Source organism: Clostridium cadaveris (genome assembly GCF_020911725.1).
Taxonomy (GTDB): Bacteria; Bacillota; Clostridia; order Clostridiales; family Clostridiaceae; genus Clostridium_X; species Clostridium_X cadaveris.
The window spans coordinates 2,690,237-2,714,193 of sequence record NZ_CP076620.1; the positions used below are offsets into that span (position 1 = coordinate 2,690,237).

21 protein-coding genes, 1 pseudogene and 1 riboswitch are annotated in these 23,957 nt (G+C 32.5%); of the genes and pseudogenes, 8 read left to right on the plus strand and 14 right to left on the minus strand.

Going from position 1 to position 23,957, the window contains the following annotated elements:
• Positions 1-46: 46 nt before the first annotated feature.
• A pseudogene (locus tag KQH81_RS12855) lies at positions 47-440 on the minus strand (integrase DNA-binding domain-containing protein); the annotation flags it as partial.
• 196 nt (positions 441-636) lie between these two features.
• Here KQH81_RS12855 and KQH81_RS12860 point away from each other — a divergent pair.
• From KQH81_RS12860 to KQH81_RS12875, 4 genes are all read left to right on the plus strand, one after another.
• Positions 637-942 (plus strand): ArsR/SmtB family transcription factor, encoded by a 306-nt coding sequence (locus KQH81_RS12860; protein WP_027640174.1) that lies wholly within the window; start codon positions 637-639, stop codon positions 940-942.
• Positions 943-1,024: 82 nt separating this feature from the next.
• Positions 1,025-2,032: a permease gene (locus tag KQH81_RS12865; RefSeq protein ID WP_230028378.1), complete on the plus strand. Its 1,008-nt coding sequence runs from the start codon at positions 1,025-1,027 to the stop codon at positions 2,030-2,032.
• Positions 2,033-2,048: 16 nt separating this feature from the next.
• Positions 2,049-2,384: a thioredoxin family protein gene (locus KQH81_RS12870; protein WP_027640172.1), complete on the plus strand. Its 336-nt coding sequence runs from the start codon at positions 2,049-2,051 to the stop codon at positions 2,382-2,384.
• A 399-nt stretch (positions 2,385-2,783) separates the two neighbouring features.
• The gene (locus KQH81_RS12875; RefSeq protein ID WP_027640171.1) at positions 2,784-3,017 is read left to right on the plus strand and encodes a hypothetical protein; all 234 of its coding nucleotides are present in this window, start codon (positions 2,784-2,786) and stop codon (positions 3,015-3,017) included.
• A 264-nt stretch (positions 3,018-3,281) separates the two neighbouring features.
• On the opposite strand, the gene KQH81_RS17780 is transcribed toward KQH81_RS12875, so the two are convergent.
• The 7 genes from KQH81_RS17780 to KQH81_RS12900 all read right to left on the minus strand — a co-directional run bounded on the left by KQH81_RS17780 (position 3,282) and on the right by KQH81_RS12900 (position 11,347).
• The gene (locus tag KQH81_RS17780) at positions 3,282-3,581 is read right to left on the minus strand and encodes a group II intron maturase-specific domain-containing protein (protein WP_027640170.1); all 300 of its coding nucleotides are present in this window, start codon (positions 3,579-3,581) and stop codon (positions 3,282-3,284) included.
• A gap of 78 nt (positions 3,582-3,659) precedes the next feature.
• Entirely contained in the window at positions 3,660-3,800 is a 141-nt protein-coding gene (locus KQH81_RS17785; protein WP_341349893.1) for a hypothetical protein, read from the minus strand.
• 265 nt (positions 3,801-4,065) lie between these two features.
• A complete protein-coding gene (locus tag KQH81_RS12885) occupies positions 4,066-4,362 on the minus strand; it encodes a hypothetical protein (RefSeq protein ID WP_051196388.1) in 297 nt (98 codons plus the stop codon).
• An 18-nt stretch (positions 4,363-4,380) separates the two neighbouring features.
• Positions 4,381-4,638 (minus strand): hypothetical protein, encoded by a 258-nt coding sequence (locus KQH81_RS12890; RefSeq protein WP_230028380.1) that lies wholly within the window; start codon positions 4,636-4,638, stop codon positions 4,381-4,383.
• Positions 4,586-4,723, minus strand: a complete 138-nt coding sequence (locus KQH81_RS17790) for an RNA polymerase sigma factor (RefSeq protein ID WP_233429148.1) — start codon at positions 4,721-4,723, stop codon at positions 4,586-4,588. The genes KQH81_RS12890 and KQH81_RS17790 overlap by 53 nt, the downstream gene beginning before the upstream one ends.
• A 228-nt stretch (positions 4,724-4,951) precedes the next feature.
• Positions 4,952-5,410 (minus strand): GNAT family N-acetyltransferase, encoded by a 459-nt coding sequence (locus tag KQH81_RS12895; RefSeq protein WP_027640169.1) that lies wholly within the window; start codon positions 5,408-5,410, stop codon positions 4,952-4,954.
• An 876-nt stretch (positions 5,411-6,286) separates the two neighbouring features.
• A complete protein-coding gene (locus KQH81_RS12900; RefSeq protein WP_230028382.1) occupies positions 6,287-11,347 on the minus strand; it encodes a leucine-rich repeat protein in 5,061 nt (1,686 codons plus the stop codon).
• Between the two features lie 183 nt (positions 11,348-11,530).
• Here KQH81_RS12900 and KQH81_RS12905 point away from each other — a divergent pair, with 183 nt between their 5' ends.
• Positions 11,531-12,490 carry a YeeE/YedE family protein gene (locus tag KQH81_RS12905; RefSeq protein WP_051196387.1) on the plus strand — a complete coding sequence of 320 codons (960 nt, stop codon included), beginning with the start codon at positions 11,531-11,533 and terminating at the stop codon, positions 12,488-12,490.
• Positions 12,491-12,497: 7 nt separating this feature from the next.
• Positions 12,498-13,043: a hypothetical protein gene (locus tag KQH81_RS12910; RefSeq protein WP_027640166.1), complete on the plus strand. Its 546-nt coding sequence runs from the start codon at positions 12,498-12,500 to the stop codon at positions 13,041-13,043.
• A 480-nt stretch (positions 13,044-13,523) separates the two neighbouring features.
• Here KQH81_RS12910 and KQH81_RS12915 read toward each other — a convergent pair whose 3' ends face one another.
• The 6 genes from KQH81_RS12915 to KQH81_RS12940 form a co-directional block, all read right to left on the minus strand.
• The gene (locus tag KQH81_RS12915) at positions 13,524-14,525 is read right to left on the minus strand and encodes a GGGtGRT protein (RefSeq protein ID WP_027640165.1); all 1,002 of its coding nucleotides are present in this window, start codon (positions 14,523-14,525) and stop codon (positions 13,524-13,526) included.
• A gap of 20 nt (positions 14,526-14,545) precedes the next feature.
• The gene (locus KQH81_RS12920; protein ID WP_027640164.1) at positions 14,546-15,238 is read right to left on the minus strand and encodes an iron-sulfur cluster assembly scaffold protein; all 693 of its coding nucleotides are present in this window, start codon (positions 15,236-15,238) and stop codon (positions 14,546-14,548) included.
• 266 nt (positions 15,239-15,504) lie between these two features.
• On the minus strand, positions 15,505-16,515 hold the full coding sequence (locus tag KQH81_RS12925) for an aldo/keto reductase (RefSeq protein WP_027640163.1): 1,011 nt from the start codon (positions 16,513-16,515) through the stop codon (positions 15,505-15,507).
• A 332-nt stretch (positions 16,516-16,847) separates the two neighbouring features.
• Entirely contained in the window at positions 16,848-18,152 is a 1,305-nt protein-coding gene (gene brnQ, locus KQH81_RS12930) for a branched-chain amino acid transport system II carrier protein (protein WP_027640162.1), read from the minus strand.
• Positions 18,153-18,344: 192 nt separating this feature from the next.
• Positions 18,345-19,853: a DUF1846 domain-containing protein gene (locus KQH81_RS12935; RefSeq protein WP_027640161.1), complete on the minus strand. Its 1,509-nt coding sequence runs from the start codon at positions 19,851-19,853 to the stop codon at positions 18,345-18,347.
• Positions 19,854-19,939: 86 nt separating this feature from the next.
• The gene (locus KQH81_RS12940) at positions 19,940-20,782 is read right to left on the minus strand and encodes a Cof-type HAD-IIB family hydrolase (RefSeq protein WP_027640160.1); all 843 of its coding nucleotides are present in this window, start codon (positions 20,780-20,782) and stop codon (positions 19,940-19,942) included.
• A 227-nt stretch (positions 20,783-21,009) separates the two neighbouring features.
• Between KQH81_RS12940 and KQH81_RS12945 the strand changes: the two genes are divergently transcribed.
• Together KQH81_RS12945 and KQH81_RS12950 are read left to right on the plus strand one after the other, a co-directional pair.
• Entirely contained in the window at positions 21,010-22,392 is a 1,383-nt protein-coding gene (locus KQH81_RS12945) for an MATE family efflux transporter (RefSeq protein ID WP_027640159.1), read from the plus strand.
• Between the two features lie 545 nt (positions 22,393-22,937).
• A riboswitch (cobalamin riboswitch) is annotated at positions 22,938-23,128 on the minus strand.
• Between the two features lie 124 nt (positions 23,129-23,252).
• A complete protein-coding gene (locus tag KQH81_RS12950; protein ID WP_027640158.1) occupies positions 23,253-23,930 on the plus strand; it encodes a L,D-transpeptidase family protein in 678 nt (225 codons plus the stop codon).
• The last annotated feature ends 27 nt before the right edge of the window (positions 23,931-23,957 follow it).

Here is a 23,957-nt window from a genome sequence, read left to right on the forward strand (position 1 = left end):
TTTCAATATCACACTATTCAATTTTAAAAAAATATTTTTATTAATCATCTTTTGTGTCATTTTCTATGACTTCACTTAACTTGAACTCAAAGGGATTTTTCCTCACGCAATCATCTTGTATGGCTATATAGAATGACGCTTTTAACAAGCGTCTATAGTTGTTAATGGTATTACAGGAAAAACCTTTCTCTTTCATGCGTAACGCCCATTCCTTAGCCTCATAGGGTTTGATATTGTCAATGCTCCTATCACCTAACTTGTTCTCTTTTAATAACAGCATGAGTTGTTTCCTTTGGCGTTGGGTCTGTGGGTGCCAACCTCCAAGCATACACATATTCTGTGCTTCCAAATGCATCCATATATTTGTATAAGTATTTTCTGTCTGTTCGTTGGCTCTCTCCAGTATGCAGGATAAGTCCTCTTGTAAGAAGATACAGCAAACAAAAATCCCGATCAAGATTGCAAGCACCACCAATGGTGGCAAAACTCTCGGCAGGGCTTTTTCTTTTCTGTAATGGGTAATCAAGAGAAAGAAATAGAAATATATCAAAATATTTTGATATGATATATTGACAAATTCATTTGTTAGATTTATGATATATATATCAAAATATTTTGATGTGAGGAGCGATGATAATGACTGATTTTTCAAAAGACTCTAAAATTTTTAAGGCTCTTTGTGATACAAAAAGGCTAACTATTTTAGATTACTTGAAAAGTGGCGAAAAATGTGCGTGTGTTCTAATTGAAAATATGAACATAGGACAATCGGCTTTATCTTATCACATGAAGATACTTTGCGACTCTGGTATTGTTACCGCAAGACAAGACGGTAAATGGACGCATTACAGTCTTAGCAAAAGCGGAAGTGAATATGCGTCAAAAAGATTGTTAGAATTAACAACACCAAATATCGAAAATCAATCAAGTTGTTGCAAATAAAGGTCATCGAAAGGTGGCTTTTATAAAACTTTTTCATATCAAAAAAAGTTGATATGTTGTATAAAGGAGGGGTTTTTGGGAAATGTTCAATTCAATATGGTTATTTTTTCAAGACCAAATATTAGGCATGAAATGGTTGAATAGTTTAATTGGTAATGGACTATCACTACTAGGGTTTGACATTAACGGTCGTTTAGGTGGAAGTGTTCAATTCTTTCTATACGATGTAATCAAAATCACAATTTTATTGTGTTTACTGATTTTCTTTATTTCGTATATTCAAAGTTATTTCCCACCAGAACGAAGTAAGAAAATTTTAGGACGTTTTCATGGTATCGGAGCAAATATCATATCTGCATTGTTGGGAACAGTTACGCCATTTTGCTCATGTTCTTCTATCCCTTTATTTATAGGGTTTACAAGTGCAGGATTACCACTTGGAGTAACTTTTTCTTTTTTGATTTCTTCCCCTATGGTTGATTTAGGAAGTCTTGTATTGCTAATGAGTATTTTCGGTGCTAAAGTTGCTTTTGCTTATGTAATTGTAGGTCTGATAATCGCTGTTATTGGTGGTACTTTAATTGAAAAACTACACATGGAAAAATATGTGGAAGATTTCGTCAAAAATGCAAGTAACGTTGATATTAGTTCTCCTACCTTAACTAAAAAGGATAGGCTTCAATATGCGAAAGAGCAGGTTATGGGAACATTCAAAAAAGTATTTCCATACATTATGATCGGTGTAGGTATCGGAGCAATTATCCATAACTGGATACCTGAAACATGGATTGAAAGTATTTTAGGAAGCAGCAATCCGTTCGGTGTTATTTTAGCCACACTTGTCGGAGTTCCTATGTACGCTGATATTTTCGGAACAATTCCAGTTGCAGAGGCTTTGCTTGCAAAGGGGGCACAATTAGGTACAATCTTATCATTTATGATGGCAGTAACAACATTGAGTTTACCGTCTTTAATCATGCTAAAAAAGGCCGTAAAGACAAAACTATTAACTTTATTTATTGCTATTTGTACATTTGGCATTATCCTTGTAGGTTATCTCTTTAATATTTTTAGTACACTATTTATTTAAAAGGAGCGAATAAGAAATGAAATTATTTGGAAAGAAAAAAGAAACAAAATCATGTTGCTGTAGTGGAAATTGCACATCTGAAACTATGCAAAATGCAGAAAGTAAGAAACAAGAGCAAGGCATTAAAATACTTGGTTCGGGTTGTGCAAAATGTATGGAATTAGAAAAATCAACTAGAACAGCATTATCTGAACTTCAGTTAAACTATGAGATTGAACACATTAAAGACTTTGCAGAAATTGCCAGCTATGGAGTAATGTCTACACCAGCATTAGTTGTTGACGGCGAAGTTATATCGTATGGAAAAGTATTGACAGTAGAAGAAGTTAAAGCACTATTGACTAAAAAATAAAAATATCATAAAGACCATGAAAATAGGTGTAAATATTCTTGTTATAAACCGTTTTAAGCATACCATTACACAGAAAAATATGGCTTTTATCAACATCTGAATATAAGAAAATTTTAAAGGCTCGTGCATACTATATGTTTTGTGCGGGCTTTTTTCTTGCTCTCTTTTTTACATTACCTAAAGGTATATGCGGTATTTCCGTTTATATATTTCAGTATTTGCGGAAAGGGGAGGATTAACCCAATGAGAAAAAAGTATTTTTCTATACTTCAAAATGCTTGATAGTGTAGTGTTTGTGCATATAATCGTAAATTAGATATAAAACTTGTTAATAAATACTCATATATTTGTAAATAAATCATATTTATTAATATACTAAATTTGTAGGTGGGTGTAAGAATGATATCGTTAGACAATTTATCATCAGAAGACTTAGTTATATTAACAAATATGTTAGCACTTTCTTTTTCAAAGGATAGAACTCCTGATGAAATAAATGTACTAGGTAATTTCATTGTTGGTGTAGGTTGTATAATGCTTACAATTGCATCTCAAGAACAATATCTTTCATCTAAAAAACAAAGTTCTACTTCTTCAAATGAAGATTCTGATGATGACCCTATTATAGAGTAATAATTTTACTAATCATTTATATAACCTTCTAACTTTCATTCTTACTACATTTTAATTCTCAATATATTATGATTGCAACATAAAAAATACTGTGTATTCATTTGTGAATAATACAGTATTTTTAGTTTTCTTCTCTCTATTTATTCAATAAGCTAGTCAACAGTCGAGTAGACTTACACCTCACAATGTAAGCCACTCACAGAATCCGTACGTGCGACTTTCCCGCATACGACTCCTCATAATAACATTCACAATTAAAACAGCTTAAAATATATCTTTGGCTTTGCTAAAGGATAATATTTTAGCATTTCTATATCCATCCCAGCTGTAACTTTTCTTGTCGCTTCGCCTATTCAATGTCTTACATAGAAATTGCTGTACCCTATGCAAAAAGTTTGCTATCATCTTGCCATTAAAAGATATACCATAGTACCTATAATGCCCAACCAACTTAAGATTTAATGCCTTTATCATTTCTCTAACTAGCATAGTTCTATTATCATACAGCCACTTTTTAGTATCTTTCGGCTTTTGTCTAAATTTCTTTCTGCTTGTTTGTAACATTACACATGGATACCCTCTGCGACTTTTCCCACAGTAAAATGTAAATCCTAAGAAATCGAATGTCTCTGGTTTTCCTTCTCACCTTGCTTTCCTATTGCTTTCTGCAAACTTACCAAATTTCAACAATCTACTTTTATTATCTTCAAGTTCTAGGTTGAATTTCGCCATTCTTTCCTTAAGTTGTTCATAATATCTTTCTGCTTCCCATAAATACCGCATATTCTTTTGAATAGTACGGTATTTTTTATATCATTATTTTTTAGTTTAAGTTATGCTCATTTTCATTTATCTAACTGTTATGCTATTAGTTAAATGAAGAAGGACTCTGATATTTATTAGAGCTTATACTCCATCCATTTTTATATTTTATAGTCATATATAATGTTTCATTTCCGTTTGAAACTTGAGCATAGCAAATATTATCATCAAACTTATCTGTTATATTAATTTTTTGATTAAAATAATAAATCCAAACAGAGCCATCCTATTCATATCTTACTTCTGGGTCATCAAGGTGATCCATTAGTTCATCTTCTGTTATAGGTCTTTCGCTTCCATTAAGATTTGAAGCAACTCCACCGCCACTTTCTTGAATGACATTTCCTTTGTTGTCGTAGTATTCCATATCATAGCTTCCGTCAGAATTAAAATCAATGGATACTTCAGTTTTGTCTCCATGTATCCAAAGCTGAACTATACGTTGAATTCCGCCTAAATCAGCAGCATATGCAACAGTTGATCCTCCCACTAAAAGTACACAGGTAGCAACAGCTGCAACCATTTGATTTATTTTTGCTTTCTACTTATTTTTTTCATCTTTCCTATTAGGTAGTTTCATAACTTCCTCAAATAATTCCAATGATTCAGATGATTCGAAAGTTAATGTTTCTATATAGTCTTCCAAATGTAATGTATTCCTTCTAAAAAAAGTGTTGTTTTTATTCTTTGCTTTATTAATTGCTACTCTGATAAGCCATGCACGTATATGTTGCTCTGTTTCAAAATCATTTTTTTGATAAATACTGAATAAATGTATCCTGAACAACATCTTCTGCATCTTGAGCGTTTTTGCATAAATTAAAAGCTATTACATAAATATTGTTCTTGTACTTTTCAATCAATATCTCTACCGATAACCTCATGAGTCTACTCCTTAATCTATTTGAAAGCCTTTCACTGATAATACAACTGAGAATAATAAAAGGTTACAATATGTACCCCAAAATTTTCTATGGTATTTTAAAAAGCACTGATTCTCTATATGAGTTCAGTGCTTTAATTCCGATAGAATTGTATATTATATAAATAATCCATACCTAAAATTCAGATTTATTTAATTTATCTCGCTTATTATGATTATTTTGCTGGAGTTAGAGGAACTTGTTCATTGATGTATAATTTGATACTCGAAATCCAAGATTTTCATATAATGGTTTCCCTTTTTCAGTTGACATTAAATCAACTGCAGCAACGCCTAATAGCTTTGCTTCAGATAAAAGTTCATTCATAACTTTCGTTGCAATGCCTTTTCTTCTATATTGAGGGTATGTAAAGACATTGTACACTGTACCAACAAGATATGATGAAAACGCTATTAGCGGAGGTCTTTCCACGATTGACATAAATGCAGTTGCTAATACTTCATTTTCATTCTCGGCAATGATAGCAATAAATCCCTTGTTAAGATGTTGAGTGAAATATTCTTCTAACTTCCTTCTAATATCTTGCACTTCTTCCGAAGAAGACACACCTTTTTCTGCAAACAGGTATTCCATACGAATCTTTATGAGGAAGTCAATGTCCTCTTTAACCGTTTTTCTTACTTTCATGTTTTGCACCACCTTATATGTTTATAATTTTCAGTTAGCACTTTAATAAATATATGAAGTTACTCTATCCACTATTTTACAAACACATAATAAATAGACGTAACAATTACTCCTGCAATAAAGAAGAACCCAAATACATAAGGCAACCACCTTTTTAAATCCTTACTCATAACACACTCCCCCCTTTATTAATCTTAGTAATCTTTACTTAGTGTTATAATACAATTATGAATTAATTATAACATATTTTGTAAACACCATATTATTCAGTTATCAAAGAGGTTATTTATTTATAATTTCATCTTTTGGCAAACCATGTTTTTTGTACCCTGTTGATATAGCAAAATCAAAATATTTAATTATATTCTCTTTAATAATCTTATCAGAATTTAGTGAACCATGATGTGGTAACTTAATTATATGATTATTACCAAAAACAAACTTTTTATTTTTATGGTGCATACTTTCAATAGTAGTGTTGTCAACATCACCAGTTAATCACACACTTAATGAATTTGAGTTAATACTTTGTCATCATTTATAGCTTTTAAATTAAAGCCATATTATTATTTGAATATGGTAGATATGTGATACCTGTAAGCAATAATTTACCAGATATTCCTTGCTTGAAATTTCTATTGAGTAGATTAGGTACCACTAATTCCTGTTAGCATTTGTTTAAGCGAAAGCGGCTGCACATATTCTTATTCTTGTTAACTATTTTTTATAAAAAAAAGACCCCTATACTATTTCCTAGTATAGAGATCTGACTTTGTCATCTTAACTTAATGACATTGCTATATAGATAGACTCTCTTTTATTAGTGTCTATCTTATAGATTCCACTTTAAATTGATGCACATTCTCTTTTTTTCATTTAAGCTATTTTCTTTTTACCACATAGTAAATACACGATACATCCACCGACCAGTGCACCTATTACAATTCCAACGATAAGCTGATTGTTTCCTGTTTCAGCTTTTCCACTCACCACTTTCTCTTTTAGTTCTTCTGTAGATTTGTCCTTGACCTCTTGTTTTTGTTTTGATTCTTGTTTTGGCACCTCTTTTTGCTCTACTGCTGCTGCTACCTCTTTTTCAACAGGAGTATCTTTCTCAACTACCTTTTCCACTATTTTTGTCTCGCATTTATGAGAATTCAGTTGTTTATTCAGTCTGTCTATCTCTGCTTGTAGTTGTTCTTTGTCCGCCTTAAGCTGCTCATTCTCTGCTACAAATGGATTAGATGTAATCACAAATGTTTTCGAAATTTCGCCATTGTATCCATTCACCCCAGTAACTACAACAGTTGCTGTACCTACTTCAATATTGTTTTTATAGCTTACAACAAAATCTTTTCCTTCTGTTAATCCCTCAATACTTACAGTAGGTTTCAACTCTGTGCCTGTATAAGGGACTGCATCAGCTGATAATTTAATACTATTCTCATAAGCGGAAATAGGCCAAATTCCTGCATATGTAATACTATAAGAATCATCTACAAAGCTTAAGTGTGCATAATTTTTTGTAATAATCTCAACTACGTGAGAACCATCTTTTCCTGAATTATTTAAAAATGGTTTCTCTCCTATTTTTTTAATGCTATTTGGTAAATATACAGTTTCCAATAATGCTTCTTTAAATGCAAATTTTCCAATATATTCTACACCTTCTTCAATTACTAATTTTGTAAGTGTAGTTGCTTTGTATGTCCCTTCAAATGCTGATTCTCCAATTTCTTTGACATTGCCTGGAATGGTCAATGAAGATAAATGGTGTAGGTGGAATGCCTTTTCACCAATTTTCTCAACAGATTTTGGAATAGTAAGAGATGTTAATCTAGCTCCTGCAAATGCTGTCGCTCCAATTTCAGTAACCGTATCTGGAATTTCAATGGATTCAAGATGAATATTCATGGAGAATACACCTTTAGGAATAATTGTAACTCCTGAAGAAAGTTTCAATTCTTTAATGTCATTTGTAGCGAACGCTCCATCCCCAAGCTTTGTAACTGTATCTGGAATCTGTACTTTTACAAGATCATTCCCATAAAATGCACGATAACCAATTTCAGTAACACTCTTTAAATCTACTTCTGTTAATGCATTTTGAGAAAATGCCTCTTTTCCAATCGTTTGAATACCATTGGGAAGTTTAACAGAACGCATACCATTTGGTGAATATATCCCAAACTTTGTAATTACAACTTCATTATCTGGAATCTTAAATGCACCCTCCCCTACTGCAACAATTGTTTTTCCATCTGGAGTTGTATCTGGAAGAACTAATTCACGTAATTGAGTACGTTTTACCTGTCCACTTTCTGACCATCCAGTTATAGTTGCGGTACCTTCATCATATGTGAAATCTTTATGATTCCATCCACTTCCTAGTAATTCATCATAAATAACTCTGTGAGAATAGTTGTTTGCATATGATGTATTGTATGCATTTACTTTTGATTCATCTGAAACACGGACAACAACGATTGGTTCCGCTGGCTTTGACTTATTTCCAAAAATACAATCCGCTGCTTTATCTATAGTAGAAAGAACAGTTGTACTTGGAAGTGTTACTTCTTCAATTGCCGAACCGACAAATGCCTCTTGTCCAATACTTAACAACCCTTCATGTAACACTAGTGTTTTAAGTTTTCCTGTATATCCTTCTTGATTTACTCTAAACGCATATTTTCCGATATTTTTAACGTTAGAAGGAATTTCCAATGTAACTAAATTGTGATTTTCAAATGCTCGTTGTTCAATTTCTACCAATGTGCTAGGTAAACTTAATTCTTCCACATGAGTTCCTGCAAATGCCTGTTTTCCTATTTCTTTTACACCTTCTGGAATTGCAATATTCTTTAATTCAATAGCTGAAGCAAAGGCTGATTGAGGAATCACTTCCACATTCCTAGATAATTTTACTTCTTTCAAGTTAGCACTGCCTGTAAAGCTTCCAATTCCCATTGTAGTTACGCTATCTGGAATAGATACCGATTCTAATTTTGAATTTTGGAAAGCAGTCTGACCAATCTCAACCAATCCATCCGGAAGGTTAATTGCTTTCATTTCTGCTTCATAAGTCAATGTTGTATTTAACGCAAATGTCCATTTACCTATTTTAGTTAAGCTATCTGGCAAAACAATACTAGCTGGTGTATAGTTTTTATCCCCTTCGCTATACACAAAAATTCCTACATTATTTGCACCATCACCTAACGCTACAATCTTCTCTCCTGTTAGTCCTACCTTTGGTAACTCCAGCCTTGGATTAATCTTAATTTTATCTTTTCCATCGTTTGACAACCCTGTAATGCTTGTACCTGCTACATCATAAGTAAAATCCTTTTCATTCCATGATGTATATTTAGATGGAATGGTTCCAACAATTAGTTTTTGTACGTTAGACTTTTTATTATCTATATGGTCAATATAATTGCCAGTAGCATCAGCCTTGTACATGTACACAATGCCACCTTTTTTCTCTGAAGCCGTTCCTGACGTTACCGGCTCCATACCTGTATTTTGCATAAATGCCCATTTTGTAACTTTCTCTGTATTCACAGGAAGTTGTACTGCGCTAATCTGATTGACAGCAAATGCCTGAGTGTCAATGTTTAAAGCAAAATCAGTAGATTCTGTAAAGGATAGTAACTGAATCTGATTCTGAGCAAAAGAAGCATTTCCGATAAACATCAATGTTTTTGGAAATATAACTCTAGAAAGTTGGTTTTGTTTAAATGCATTTCCACCAACGTAAATAACTCCTTCTGGTAATTCTAATGATGTCAACTTGTTTTTTCTGAATGCACCGCTAAGGATATAGAAATTCCCTCTCTGTGCAATTCCCGTGGCATCTGTTTTCCAAAAGTCTTCACTGTGTTGTGTCATAACACCTTCTGGTAATGTTAATTTTGTAATTCCTTTTTCTTTGAAGGCATTGGCCCCTACCCCTTCTACAACTCTTCCTGTTGGGTCCTTTGCAGGAATAACCAATTCCTTATTTGTTGAGAGTTTTCCTTCGCCCTGTTCCGAGAAACCTTTCACAACCCATACTGTGATATTATTAGTTGAAGAATATTCCGATGCTGGATATAAAGCCACGCTTTCTTCTCCATAAGTAAAATCCTCTGCTGTCCATACAGATGTGTCTGTTAAATACACTTTATGATAATCAGACGTTGGAAAGTTTTTTGTATCTTCATACTGAGTTTTTGAAGAAACATAAACTTTTGTCACCAATGCTTGAGTACTATCTGAATATTCTTTTCTAAAAGTATTCTTATGAAGTTTTGTAACTGTAGTAGGAAGCTCTATTTCAGAAATCACTTTGTTTCTAAATGCATCTGCACCAATTGTTTTCAAGCCTTCCTGTAAAATCACTTCACATGGTCCATTCAAATAGTTCTTCGTGGAGAAAGCGTAACTCCCAATACTTGTGACAGTTGATGGGATTTCTATTTTACTAAAATTATTTCCAGCAAACGCACGGCTTCCAATTTCTGTAATACCTTCATGTAATTCAATACTTGTTAACTTATCCATCCAGTTATCACCATCACTACATCCAAATGCACTGTCTGGAATCTTTGTCAATCCTTTTGATAAGCTAATTCGTTCTAATTTCGGATTGGTTGCAAATGCACCACTTCCTAATGAGGTAACACTGTTTGGTAAGATAACGCTTGTTAAGTTATTTGTTTGGAAGGCCACATTTCCTATTTTCTCTAATTTAGAAGGGAATGTAACTTCTTTCAAATCATTATTTTGAAATGCAAAGTTGCCAATTATTTTTACACCACTTGGTAGATAAACGGATTCAAATTTTTCCGTTTCTGATGCGAACAAACCATATCCACCAAAAGGCGCACTACCAATCTCCGTAATATACTGACCATCTTTGTTAAATTCCGGAATTACTAGATGCTTATTGGTTTTTCTTTTATCTATTCCTGAATCTGACAAACCTGTGATTGTTGTGCCATCCACAGTAAAATCACTAATGTTCCATAGCAGATTCGTATCACCAGAACCATTGGTTACGACCAACTTCTGCACATATGATTTTTGCGATGCGGTTTCTTTTCCTGTATGATGAATGCGATCTTTTCCTTCCAATTCTGCATTATCTGTGTACATATACACAACACCAGCATCATGTTTTACTCCATCAACTATGTATGTTTTGTAAGTATCCTTTGCAGTTGCTTCAATTGGTTCCATTCCTGTGTTTAATATGAACGCATCTTTGTTTACTACTTCTGTATAATCTGGTAAACGAACTGATTTAATAAAGTTATTTGCAAATGTCATCCCATGCATTTCAAGTTGAAAATCACATGTAGTTGGAAAATTAACCGTTGTGATTCTATTTTTCGAAAATGCCTGTGTTTCTAACCACCAAATTGTTTTTGGTAATTTTACAGTTTCAATTTTATTATTCATAAATGCATTTGATAAAACTGCAATTACTCCTTCTGGCAAAACTACCGAAGTTAATTGGTTACCCGAAAATGCATTTTCAGCAATCACAAAATTCCCTCTCTTGGTTACTTTATGAGTAATGGTATCGTCATAGTCTACCATCATTCCCGTAGGGAATACTACTGATGTAAGTCCTTTCCCTTTAAACGCACTACCAGCTATGCCTACAATGGCATATCCCTCATCATCAACTGATGGGATTACTAAATCTTTGCTCTTTGTTAATTTTTCTTCACCCGATTCAGAAAAACCTGTAATCGCCACTCCTTTGACTTTAATTTGTCTTGTGTAATCGCAACCATACAAATCTTTTTCATAAGTTCCATATGTGAAATCTTTTGATGTCCAGACTACTTCACTTTGGTTTTTCACATTTGTTGCGAATACGGGAATTGCATCTGACATTAGCATAATAAAACATAACAGCAATGCAATCCATCTTCTCTTTTTCATAATCTCTCCCCCCATATTTAGACATATTTACTTTAATAATATCACCTTAACCTATAATTTCCAACACATTTACTTATTGATATTTTCGATTGATTATCATCTTATATATTATATTTTTCTATATATTGCTTTTTTTCGATTTTTATGGGATAATAAGCGTAAATAAAATTTGGGAGCAATTTTATGATACTGTGGTATTTATTATTTGGAATAGGGTTTGGAGTCATTTTGCAACGCTCACATATTTGTTTTGTGTCTGCAATGAGTGATCCTCAGATTACAGGCTCAACAGAAATATTTCGTTCTATTTTGATTGGAATTCTCACCTCATCTCTTGGAATTACAATCATGAAATATTTATCAAATGGCGCATTGGATTTACTAGGTGTTTCTACTATTAGTATTCCACTTATGTTCGGAGCATTTTTGTTTGGAATAGGAATGATGCTTGCTGGAACATGTGCTTCTGGAATGTTCATTCGATTAGCAGAAGGATGTATGGTACACCTTTTCACCATTCCCAGTGTGATTATTGGTTATCTGATTGGTACCAAACACTATACTACACTTTGGTCTAACTTCATCGTGGATGCACCTGTCATTTTTTTGCCACATGAAATCGGGTGGAGCGCTGGCATCGTTTCTAATATTTTAATTATACTTTTGCTCTATTTGGCAGCACGAAAGTATGAATCATCCACTGCCATCTCATATCAATCTAATTATTTATACGGTGCTATCTGTTTAGGAATACTTAATGTACTTCATTTTTTTGTATTAAAGTCTACATGGTCAATTACTGGAGCATTCTTTTGGTTTGGTGAACTCTCCACTGTAAAAGTGGATTCCCTCATGGCTGCTCTCGGACCAAATCTAAGAAATTTTGGGTTATTTCTCGGTGCTTTCTTATCCGTACTAGTGTGCAAAAAATTTCATATACAAAAAATCCGTTCGTACAAACAGATTTTGAAATCGGTGATAGGCGGTTTGCTTATGGGATATGGTGCTTGTATTGCTGGTGGCTGTAATATCAGCGCATTTTTTATTAGTGCAGCTTCACTTTCACTATCAGCTTGGATCTTTCTAATCTTTTTGTTTATGGGCTCATTTGTTGGAATTAAAATATTATATAAATTATTGTAGGTAACTTATGGAAAAAAAGAAATTAAAGAATATAACTTTATATCATAAAGAACAAATAACGATTATTCTCCTATTAGTTGCATTTTTCCTTTGTGGTTTGAAATTGCCACAGATTCGTGAACAACTATCGAAATCAACACCGAATACATGCACGAATATGATTGTTGAGAAGGAAGATTCTGTTATAGATCATGCTACAGACGAACTTCAAGATACTTCCAATGCAGTAGCCGAAAAAACAGAAGCGGATACTCCTATGTCTGAAGTTGCATCAGTGCCCACTACTATAGAGTCGCAACAACCTCATACTCCTGTTGATGCTTCCAAAAACGTATCACCTACCCCTACAATGCCCGAGGAAAATAAACCTCATGAATCCACCACTTCTCCTTCGACTACTCCAGTTGAAAAAGAATGGGTTCCACCAGTGTATAGGACGATTCACCATGATGCCGTATACGAAACCAAACGTGTTGTTTCCTGCAATTATTGCAATGAAATCTTTCTAACAGTAGGTGAATTTCAAATTCACAAAGATGCGAATGGCGGATGAGCCGGCTTACATACAACTTGCAGGTATGTAAGTCAGCAGGTACTCGTAAAAGAAGCATGGGATGAAGAAGTTCTGGTTTCTGAAGGATATTATAAATAAAAGGATCTGCGCACTAAGTAATTTAGTTCGCAGGTCCTTTTGCGTTGACCACTTTGCACAGCACACCATCAAGATAAATATGATATTTATTAATAATACTTAGTATTGATCATTATATATTTTATTTTGCGAGAGTAGAAGTCTAAAGTGAAATTCATTCCCCAAAATAACATCATCATAAATAAAATATATAAACTTGGATTTTTAATTGTTCTATAGGCATAAAAACTAAATAAAAAAACACACATCTATTACTAGAACTTAATATTCTAATAATAAATGTGTGCTTACTTTTCTGGGCCAGCAAATTATCCATATAGGACATAAATTGTCCCATCATGGACAAAATATGCTCACCTCATATATTTTATAAATTTAATACTACTTATTCATGCCTTCTTCAACAGCAACAGCAACTGCAACAGTAGCTCCAACCATTGGGTTATTACCCATTCCGATAAGTCCCATCATTTCAACGTGAGCTGGAACTGATGATGAACCTGCGAATTGAGCGTCTGAGTGCATTCTTCCCATAGTATCTGTCATACCGTAAGAAGCTGGACCAGCAGCCATGTTATCTGGGTGAAGAGTTCTTCCAGTACCACCACCTGATGCAACTGAGAAGTACTTTTTGCCTTCTTGTACACATTCTTTCTTGTATGTTCCTGCAACTGGATGTTGGAATCTAGTTGGGTTAGTTGAGTTTCCAGTTATAGATACGTCAACTCCCTCAGCGTGCATTATAGCAACACCTTCTCTAACGTCGTCACATCCGTAACATTTAACCTTAGCTCTTGGCCCATTTGAGAATGGAACTTCTCTAACAACTTCTAAGTTTGAAGTGTAGTAATCGAACTTAGTTTGAACGTAAGTGAAACCGTTGATTCTTGAGATTATATAAGCAGCATCTTTTCCAAGACCGTTTAATATAACTCTTAGTGGCTCTTTTCTTACTTTATTAGCTTTTTCAGCTATCTTTATAGCACCTTCTGCAGCTGCAAAAGATTCGTGTCCTGCTAAGAAAGCAAAACATTTAGTTTCTTCTCTTAGAAGCATTGCTCCTAAATTTCCGTGTCCTAAACCAACTTTTCTATCATCTGCAACAGATCCTGGAATACAGAATGCTTGTAATCCTTCTCCGATTGCTTCAGCAGCTTCAGCAGCCTTAGTACATCCCTTCTTTATTGCTATAGCAGCACCTAAAGTGTATGACCATGCAGCATTTTCAAATGCTATTGGTTGAGTTTCCTTTACTATTGTATATGGATCAAAACCCTTAGAATTGCAAAGTTCTCTAGCAGCTTCTAATGATTCTATACCGTACTTTTCAAGTACTGGAGTTATTTGATTTATTCTTCTTTCATAACTTTCAAATAATGCCATTTCTCAGTAACCTCCCTTTATTATTCGTGTCTTGGATTTACATACTTAACAGCTTCAGTGAATCTTCCATAAGTGCTCTTTGCTTTTTCTAAAGCTTCAGCTGCCTCTGTTCCCTTAGTGATCATTTCCATCATCTTTCCAAGGTGAACAAATTCATATCCTATAATTTCATCATTTGCATCAACTGCTAATCTAGTTACATATCCTTCAGCCATTTCTAGGTATCTAGGGCCTTTAGCTAGAGTTCCGTACATAGTACCAACCTGGCTTCTTAATCCCTTTCCTAAGTCCTCAAGTCCTGCTCCTATTGGAAGTCCGCCTTCTGAGAATGCAGTTTGAGTTCTTCCATAAACTATTTGTAAGAATAATTCTCTCATAGCTGTGTTTATAGCATCACAAACTAGGTCTGTGTTTAATGCTTCTAATATAGTCTTTCCTGGTAATATTTCTGAAGCCATTGCAGCTGAGTGAGTCATACCAGAACATCCTATTGTTTCAACTAGTGCCTCTTGAATTATTCCATCTTTAACATTTAAGGTTAACTTACAGGCTCCTTGTTGAGGTGCACACCAACCTATTCCATGAGTTAATCCTGAAATATCTTTTACTTCTTTAGATTGAACCCATTTACCTTCTTGAGGAATTGGTGCTGAACCATGATTAGGTCCTTTTGCTAATGTACACATTTCCTTAACTTCTGCTGAATACATCATTGTTAAATTTCTCCTTCCTTGTGAAAAGTTTAAACATCTTTTAAAAAGTGTTTCGACATTGGCCTAGGCCTTGTCCATCCACTTTACTATTCTATCAAATAATCGCTGTATTTCTCTACGTTTTTTCGAAAATTTTTTAAAAAATTAGTAGTTTTTATTGTGGTAATTTGATATAATTTTGAGTTTCTTAATATCTAAATGTTTACATGTATTTTTATGTAATGTATATAAAATACATTAATGGTTAAAGTTTAAAACAACATTTTTTATTCGTTAAAAGTTCTTCTAACTTTTGCAAGCATTTTTCTTATTGGAAGTTCATAAGGACATTTCTTTTCACAAGCACCACATTCTATGCAATCTTTTGCTCTATTTTTTTGAGAAAAATATCTATCTTCTGCCCAAGCTCCAAGTCCATACCTTTCCTTATATCCACTAAATATAAACATGGTTGGTATATCTATTCCTCTAGGACATGGTGCACAATATCCGCATCTTCTGCAAAATTCATTTCCAAGCTCTTTTTTTATTTCATCTATATTCTTTAAATCTTCTTCTGAAAGGTTTTGATTTTCCTCATATACTTTTGAGTTCTCCTCTACTTCCTTACAATTACCCATTCCAGGTATGGCTACTGTAACTGCTGGATTATTTCTTATGAACTTTAATGCTAAAGTACCATCTTCTATGGCTCCCCCAGCCAATGGCTTCATTGCAATTACACCTATATTTAATTCATTAGCTCTTTTAAATAATTCGTCAGCTTGATTTTCTACTATATTATATGGGTACATTATAGTTTCAAACTTATCAAGCTCTATAGCATACTCCAGAAGTTCTAAGCTGTGAGATGTAAGACCTATATGACCAATCTTTCCAGATTCTTTAGCATCTATTAATGCTCTATATGCGCCTTCTTCACTTAAAACTTTTTCAAGATCCTCTCTAGTTTTTATGTTGTGAAGTTGATATAAATCTATATAGTTTGTCCTCAAATTTTTTAAACTTATCTCTATGTCTTTTGCCATAGATACCTTATCTCTTGCCATACTTTTTGTAGCTATTATCCAACTGCTACGTCTTTTTTCTAATGCTTCTCCTATAAATTCCTCTGATACTGTATATCCTCTTGCAGTGTCTATAAAATTTATTCCTAAATCTTGTGCTTTTACTATAGCCCCTTTAGCTTCCTCTACACTTCCTCTTTGAATAGGTATTCCTCCAAATCCAATAGCAGAGATTTTCAGCCCACTTTTCCCCAAAACCCTATATTCCATAATAGCACCCCTTTTTATTATTAATATATATTATTTATATATATTAATAATACATCAAACCAATAATGAAAGTTAAGTCTAAAATATCCTTATGGGTTTTTGAAGATAATATTTCTGCTAGAGCTTTTTATGAGAAGCTTAAGAACATCAAAACACCTCTCTAAACTTGGCTATAAGGTAATTAATGTACGTGGCGGATTTAAAGCATATAACGGAAAAATATAAAAAGATAAAGGAATTATATTAAGAGGGTGTTCCAAGATAAATAAATTATTTTGAAGCACCCTCTTAATTTATATTTTCATTTTTAAATTCTTAATTAATTTAGTTTCCTAGGCTTCTTTGCTTAAAATATTTTTCACATGAACTTCTGACTTCTTAATGAATGAGCCTACTATTCCCATTACTACTGATGGAATTAGCCATCCAAAACCAATATTATTTAATGGTAGCATATTTATACCTAAGTTTATTCCTGTTATGTTTTGAATAAGAGTTGCTAATGATACTGCAAAAGCTCCTAAAGAAGCAGCTTTATGAATATTAAGATTTTTAATTTTACCATTAAAGGCACCAAGAACTATGAGTACTATAAGAACTGGGTATATTAGGTCAAGGATAGGTGCTGCAAAATTTATTATTGCTGATATACCAAGATTAGATACAAAACAGCTAATGACCGCTCCCACTATTATATTTGTTTTATATTTAAATTTTCCATTAGAAATTTCCTCAAAGAAAGTTGATGCACTAGACAAAAGTCCTATAGCTGTTGTAATACATGCAAAGGCTACTATTACTCCAAGAAGTATTATTCCACTTTTCCCCAAAAGTCCACTAGTTATTGCAATAAGTAATTCAGCTTGACTCATATTTGATGAAAATACTGATGAAACCGTAGATCCAAGATATGCTAACCCTCCATATACGCTAAAAAGAGCTATAGATGAAATAATTCCAGCTTGAGAAATCATTTTAAATTGTTGTTTTGGTTCAGTATATCCTTTAGATTTCATACTAAATGTAAGAGCTAATGCCATTATTATAGCTCCCATCATATCCATTGTCTGATATCCAGCTTTTATTCCATCAGATACAACAGTACCTACTACTGTTGTTCTCTCAGCAAACCCTAAAGGTGATAGTGTACCTTTTATAATGAGAAGTATTAGTGCTATAAACATTATAGGTGCTAAAACAGCTCCAACTATGTCTACTGCTTTTGTCTGCTTTATACTTAAAGTCACAACTATAGCAAAAAATATTATTGAAAATACCCAACTGTTAATGTTTGTAAAATTAGGAAGAATTGCAAATTCAAAAGTTGTTGCTGCTGTTCTTGGTATAGCGATAAGAGGACCAAGGCAAATGACATCTACTGCCAAAAGAAGTATAGAGAAAAACTTTCCTAATGGCTCTGTTACACCCTGAGCTCCCTTCCCAACTTTTCCAACAACAATAATTCCAAGCATGCTTAAACCGATATCTGTAATTATAAAACATAAAAATCCTAGAAACCAATTTGATGCACTACTCCACCCCAAATATGGAGGAAATATTAAATTTCCTGCTCCAAAGAACATTGCAAATAATGCAAATCCTGATATAAAAACATCCTTTGCATAAGTTTTTTTCATGATATCCCCCTCTAATCGTTTTCTTTTTTCATATAATTTAATTATAATCTTTTCCTTTTATTTATTGTATGGGCACCTTTTGCTCAAACCTTATATTTACAATTATAAATTTAATTTATTCACAAAAATAAAACTCCTTAACAGGAGTTTTATCATAAATTTTATATTTTCAATTTTAAATTCTTAATTAATTTAGTTTCCGTAGAATAAGCTTTCGCTTTGGTATTCAGCGTCACAAGTTATATCTATTCCTAATTTTCTAAATGTCTGCTCATCATTTGATGAAAGTATAGTAGTTGAGTGTGCTTGACATCCTTTTAATGCTGGAAGTTTAGACATAGCTACTTCCGCCATAGGATTTGTTGCAGCACATATGCTTAGAGCAATAAGGATTTCTTCACCGCTTAAAGCTATTCTCTTATCTCCAAAAGTCTTCTCTTTTAATTTTTGAATTGGCTCTAATACAACTGGAGATAGAAGATATATTCCATCTGCTATTCCTGCTAAATATTTTATAGCATTTATTATAACTGCAGCTGAAGCATCCATAAGTTCAGAGCTTTTACCTGTAAGAATAGTTCCATCTTCAAGTTCCAATGCTGTTACTGTGCAGAGCTCTCTCTTTGAGGAATCTTCATTAAGTTCTTTAGCATAATTTCTAGCTGGTTCTACAACTTTTCTATTATTTTCTTTAAGATTTAGTTCCTCCATTATAAGCTTAGATCTTTGGAAAGTCTCTTTATCTACATATCCTTTTTTATACTCACAGCTTGTTTTAAAGTAACGTCTTATTATTTCCTGTCTTGATGCTTCCTTTACTACTTCATCATCAACTATTCCAAACCCAACTCTATTTACGCCCATATCTGTTGGTGACTGATATACTGATTCTTCTCCTGTTATTTTTTCTATTATTCTCTTAAGTACAGGGAAAGTTTCAACGTCTCGATTATAGTTTACAGCAGTTTTCCCATAAGCCTCCATATGGAATGGGTCAATCATGTTTACATCCTTTAAATCAACTGTAGCAGCTTCATAAGCTATATTTAATGGATGCTTTAAAGGTACATTCCATACTGGGAAAGTTTCAAACTTTGAATATCCTGCAACATTTCCTCTCTTATGCTCATGATATAGCTGACTTAAACATGTAGCAAGCTTTCCGCTTCCTGGTCCTGGAGCTGTAACAACAACTATAGGTTTAGTTGTCTCTATGTATGGGTTCTTTCCATATCCTTCATCACTTACTATAGTGTCTACATCAGTTGGGTATCCTTTTGTAGCTTCATGTTTATAGACCTTTATTCCTCTTCTCTCAAGTTTGTTTATAAATACTTTAGTTGACGGCTGTCCTTCATATCTTGTTATAACAACACTGTTGACATCAAGTTCGTAAGCTCTTAAATCATCTATAAGCCTTAGTACGTCCATGTCATATGTTATTCCAAAATCGCCTCTTATTTTATTTCTTTCAATATCTCCAGCATATACGCATATTATTATTTCTGCATTTTCTTTAAGCTTTTGTAAAAGCTTTATTTTTGCATTTTCGTCGAAGCCTGGAAGTACTCTTTTGGCATGCATATCAAACATAAGCTTTCCGCCAAATTCTAAATATAGCTTATCATAGTTATTTACTCTTTCTAAAATATATTTTGATTGTTCTTCAAGATACTTTTTATGATCAAATCCTATCTTCATTTATACTCCTCGCTTATCCTATTTTAAATTTACATTTTTCTATTATTGCACAATTTTTTTAAGATGTAAATTGTAAATACTTGTAGTTATAATATATTTTTACCACATATAAATCTCTTTTCTATAAATTTTGCTACTGCATCTTGATTATTGCTTTCAATTATAGCTGTCGCTATATTTTTAAGCTCAGTAACGGCATTTTCTACGGCATATCCTTCATTAGCAGTTTCAAACATTGGTATATCATTTATATTATCTCCAAAGCATATTATCTTATCATCTTTCATTAAATTAGATAGATTTTTTATAGCTTTAGCTTTTGATGCATCACTGCTGTATATTTCTAAAAAATACGCTCCTTTTTCATATATATCTTCATAATAATTACAAGTTATACTCTTCAAATCTTTTAAAGACTTGTACATATTTTTAATATTATCTAATGTGTCAAAAATTAATACATTTACAACAGCACTGCCCTCTATAGCTTTTTCATATTCATCAACTTTTACAAATTCCTTTAACTTCTTAGTGCATCTTTCCTTATAAAAATTATATTCGGAATCATATTGAAAATCTTGATGATAAACATAAAGTTTATTATTTTTTATACCATATACAAAAGCACTTCTCTTATGATCTTTTAATAGCTTTAATATCTTCAATACATCATCTTTTTTCATATCTTTTACATCTAGATATTTATTTTCATGTATGTCATAAGTTACAACACCATTCATAAGTATAACTGGAAGTTTAATATCAATTCCTTTTAATAAATCGACAACTGTAGCAGGGGTTCTAGCTGTAGCAATAGTAAATTCTAATCCTTCATTTATAAATTTATTTAACAACTCCTGAGAGTTCTGAGACACTTTTTTGTCGCTATTTAACAAAGTTCCATCTAAATCTGTAACATATAGTTCCATAATATCTCCTCATTATAAAACAAATTATTTTTATAATCACTGTTTTTTTGACCTATTAAATTATATCATATAAAAAAATATACGCCTAATCTGGTTATACGTTTTCCTAATAAAGATTTAAAATTTTTTGTTAAATGAACCAAAATTCATTTAACAAAATAAGTATTTGTAGTATCATTATATTATTGTAATATTTTTATTCATAATATTTTTAGGAGGAATAATTTATGTCGAAAAATTCTATAGATTTAGGCAAGGGTAGTGTCGGAAAGCTTCTTCTAAAACTTTCCGTTCCAGCTATAATCGCTCAACTGGTTAATGTTTTATACAATATAGTAGATAGAATATTTATAGGTAGGCTTCCTAGCGGAGAACTTGCTATGGCTGGTGTTGGTGTTGCCTTTCCTATTATAATAATAGTTTCTGCTTTCAGTTCGCTTATAGGTATGGGAGGTGCACCCCGCTGTGCAATAAAAATGGGAGAACACGACAACGATGGAGCCGAAAATATCTTAAGCAACTGTTTCTCCACATTAATAATACTGGGTCTAATTCTCACTATAGTATTTATGATATTTAAAGAGCCTATTTTATGGGCTTTTGGAGCTAGTGAGGCAACTATAGGAATTGCACTAGAATATTTAAGCATTTATCTTATTGGAACTGTGTTCGTTCAAATAGCTTTAGGAATGAATCCATTTATAAACACTCAAGGATTTGCAAAGACTGGTATGATAACAGTACTTATAGGTGCAGTTATAAATATAGTTTTAGACCCTATACTAATCTTCGGTCTAGACATGGGGGTTAAAGGAGCTGCTTTAGCTACTATAATTGCACAAACCGTTTCTGCTATATGGGTATTGAAATTTTTATTTGGAAAAAAGAGCATATTAAAAATAAGAAAAAAATACTTAGCCATTAACCCCAAAGTTATATTGCCTGTTATGGCTTTAGGTGTATCTCCATTTATAATGCAGTCTACTGAAAGTTTAGTTCTTATTTCTTTAAATACCAAACTTCAGGCTTATGGTGGTGACTTAGCTGTTGGGGCTATGACAATAATGAGCAGCATAATGCAAATGATTACCCTTCCACTTCAAGGATTGACTCAAGGTGCTCAACCTATAATAAGCTATAATTTCGGTGCTAAAAATATGGATAGAGTTAAAAAGACTTTTAGACTTCTTTTGATAAGCTCATTAACACTTACTCTTGTATGCTGTGGACTTCTTATGATGTTCCCTGAATTCTTTGTAAGTATTTTCAATAAAGACCAAAAACTTATGGAAATCACTGTATGGAGCATACGAATTTACTTTATAGGAATGAGCATATTTGGTGCCCAAATAGCTTGCCAACAAACATTCTTAGCTTTAGGACAAGCAAAGATTTCTTTAATGCTTGCATTGCTTAGAAAAATAATACTTTTAATACCTCTTATATTCATACTTCCAAGCTTCTTTGAAAATAAGTTATTAGGAGTATTAACTGCTGAACCAGTAGCAGATATAATTGCTGTATTATCTACTGTAACTTGCTTCGCAATATTTTATAAAAAGAAACTTGCTCATCCTGATGAAGGAAAAAAGAATGTTAAAGTTTCTTAAGTAATATTTTTCTTAATTCTTAATATAAAAGAACTGAACCTCACATATTGAACATTTTAATTAATCAACTCTTAATGATTGAATCCTATATTATACAGGATTCAATCATTTTTATGTATATATACTTTTCATATATCTCAAAGCTTTAATTTTATATAAAAAAAAGAGAAACCTGTTAGGTAGTTCCTCTTCCAATACAATATTCGTTTTGATGCATTATATCAAAATGCATTTATAAATTATCTATATATATTTAAACATTATTAAAATCTAAAAAAAACCATATTATTTTCTTAGGTGTTTACTGCGACTGCCAATCCAATAAACTGTAGACTTAAATAATGTTAGGAGTACATTATGGAAAATAATATGGTTATTAGCAAATTCATTGGTGGTGATAATACAATGGTAACTACATACAAGAAACGAATTCGCGCGACTTTGTATAAAATATAGCAATATTAAAGGGAGCCTAAACTCTTCGGCTCCCACAAAATCTCACACATATTATTTCTAATAATATAAAGACCATTTCCCACCGAAATTTCTTTTAAAAGCATAGGGCAGGTCTCCTGACTCAAAATCATCCTACTAACTTAAGTCTTCCCGAGATATATCTCAGTGACTAAAATATAAGTTTTCGTCATTCTTACAGTAGCGGGGGCTGTTATGGATTTTAACCATATTCCCTTTTAATACATTGCTTAAAAATGTAACCTTAAGCTTGTCTTATTCACTTTTCATACTTATAATATCATATAAAATATGTAATTGCAACATATTTTTTAATTTATAAATAATATTTTTAATTTTTGCTAATGATATTAAAGTACTAACATTATTTCTACGTAGGTGATAAAATGCGGAAATATCTATACAAAATAATATTGTTCTTCGTTGCTATAATGCTGATTTTTACGTCATCAATTTATGCTGAAGAAATTAAACAATCAAAATATAAAATATTAATAGATACAAATGAATTTTCTTTATATGTTATAGAATCCAACACTTTTAAGGTGGTGAAAAGATATCCTGTTGCTCTTGGAAAAAAAGAAACTCCATCACCTATTGGGTGTTGGAAAATTTCTAGCAAAGCTCTTAAAAATCATGTATTTGGAGGCTATTGGCTTGGGCTTAATGTGCCTTGGGATACTTTTGGTATTCACGGTACGAATCGTCCAGATTCTATAGGAAGTCTTTCATCTAATGGATGTATCCGTATGTACAATCAAAATATAGAAGAACTGTTTTACATGATTGATTATGATACACCTGTTATTGTATACAGCGGACCAAGTTGGATTTTTTCTTCTTACGTTCGAAATATAAATCCTAATGATAAAGGTGCCGATGTATATGAAGTACAAAAGATACTAAATGCTATGGGTTACTATAATGGCCCCTTTAATGGAATATATGATTATCCTCTCATAAAAGCAGTTCAACGTTATAAAATGGATTATGGTTTTGATTACGAAAATTATACCCTAGATATGAAATTTTTGAATTCTATCGGAATATATAAATTCGAATAAATACAAATATAAAAGAATCCCCTATTA

Coding starts and splice junctions, on each gene's coding strand:
- KQH81_RS12860 (WP_027640174.1), top strand. CDS start 637: ATGACTGATTTTTCAAAAGACTCTAAAATTTTTAAGGCTCTTTGTGAT.
- KQH81_RS12865 (WP_230028378.1), top strand. CDS start 1,025: ATGTTCAATTCAATATGGTTATTTTTTCAAGACCAAATATTAGGCATG.
- KQH81_RS12870 (WP_027640172.1), top strand. CDS start 2,049: ATGAAATTATTTGGAAAGAAAAAAGAAACAAAATCATGTTGCTGTAGT.
- KQH81_RS12875 (WP_027640171.1), top strand. CDS start 2,784: ATGATATCGTTAGACAATTTATCATCAGAAGACTTAGTTATATTAACA.
- KQH81_RS17780 (WP_027640170.1), bottom strand. CDS start 3,581: ATGTTACAAACAAGCAGAAAGAAATTTAGACAAAAGCCGAAAGATACT.
- KQH81_RS17785 (WP_341349893.1), bottom strand. CDS start 3,800: ATGCGGTATTTATGGGAAGCAGAAAGATATTATGAACAACTTAAGGAA.
- KQH81_RS12885 (WP_051196388.1), bottom strand. CDS start 4,362: ATGGTTGCAGCTGTTGCTACCTGTGTACTTTTAGTGGGAGGATCAACT.
- KQH81_RS12890 (WP_230028380.1), bottom strand. CDS start 4,638: ATGCAGAAGATGTTGTTCAGGATACATTTATTCAGTATTTATCAAAAA.
- KQH81_RS17790 (WP_233429148.1), bottom strand. CDS start 4,723: ATGAGGTTATCGGTAGAGATATTGATTGAAAAGTACAAGAACAATATT.
- KQH81_RS12895 (WP_027640169.1), bottom strand. CDS start 5,410: ATGAAAGTAAGAAAAACGGTTAAAGAGGACATTGACTTCCTCATAAAG.
- KQH81_RS12900 (WP_230028382.1), bottom strand. CDS start 11,347: ATGAAAAAGAGAAGATGGATTGCATTGCTGTTATGTTTTATTATGCTA.
- KQH81_RS12905 (WP_051196387.1), top strand. CDS start 11,531: ATGATACTGTGGTATTTATTATTTGGAATAGGGTTTGGAGTCATTTTG.
- KQH81_RS12910 (WP_027640166.1), top strand. CDS start 12,498: ATGGAAAAAAAGAAATTAAAGAATATAACTTTATATCATAAAGAACAA.
- KQH81_RS12915 (WP_027640165.1), bottom strand. CDS start 14,525: ATGGCATTATTTGAAAGTTATGAAAGAAGAATAAATCAAATAACTCCA.
- KQH81_RS12920 (WP_027640164.1), bottom strand. CDS start 15,238: ATGATGTATTCAGCAGAAGTTAAGGAAATGTGTACATTAGCAAAAGGA.
- KQH81_RS12925 (WP_027640163.1), bottom strand. CDS start 16,515: ATGGAATATAGGGTTTTGGGGAAAAGTGGGCTGAAAATCTCTGCTATT.
- brnQ (WP_027640162.1), bottom strand. CDS start 18,152: ATGAAAAAAACTTATGCAAAGGATGTTTTTATATCAGGATTTGCATTA.
- KQH81_RS12935 (WP_027640161.1), bottom strand. CDS start 19,853: ATGAAGATAGGATTTGATCATAAAAAGTATCTTGAAGAACAATCAAAA.
- KQH81_RS12940 (WP_027640160.1), bottom strand. CDS start 20,782: ATGGAACTATATGTTACAGATTTAGATGGAACTTTGTTAAATAGCGAC.
- KQH81_RS12945 (WP_027640159.1), top strand. CDS start 21,010: ATGTCGAAAAATTCTATAGATTTAGGCAAGGGTAGTGTCGGAAAGCTT.
- KQH81_RS12950 (WP_027640158.1), top strand. CDS start 23,253: ATGCGGAAATATCTATACAAAATAATATTGTTCTTCGTTGCTATAATG.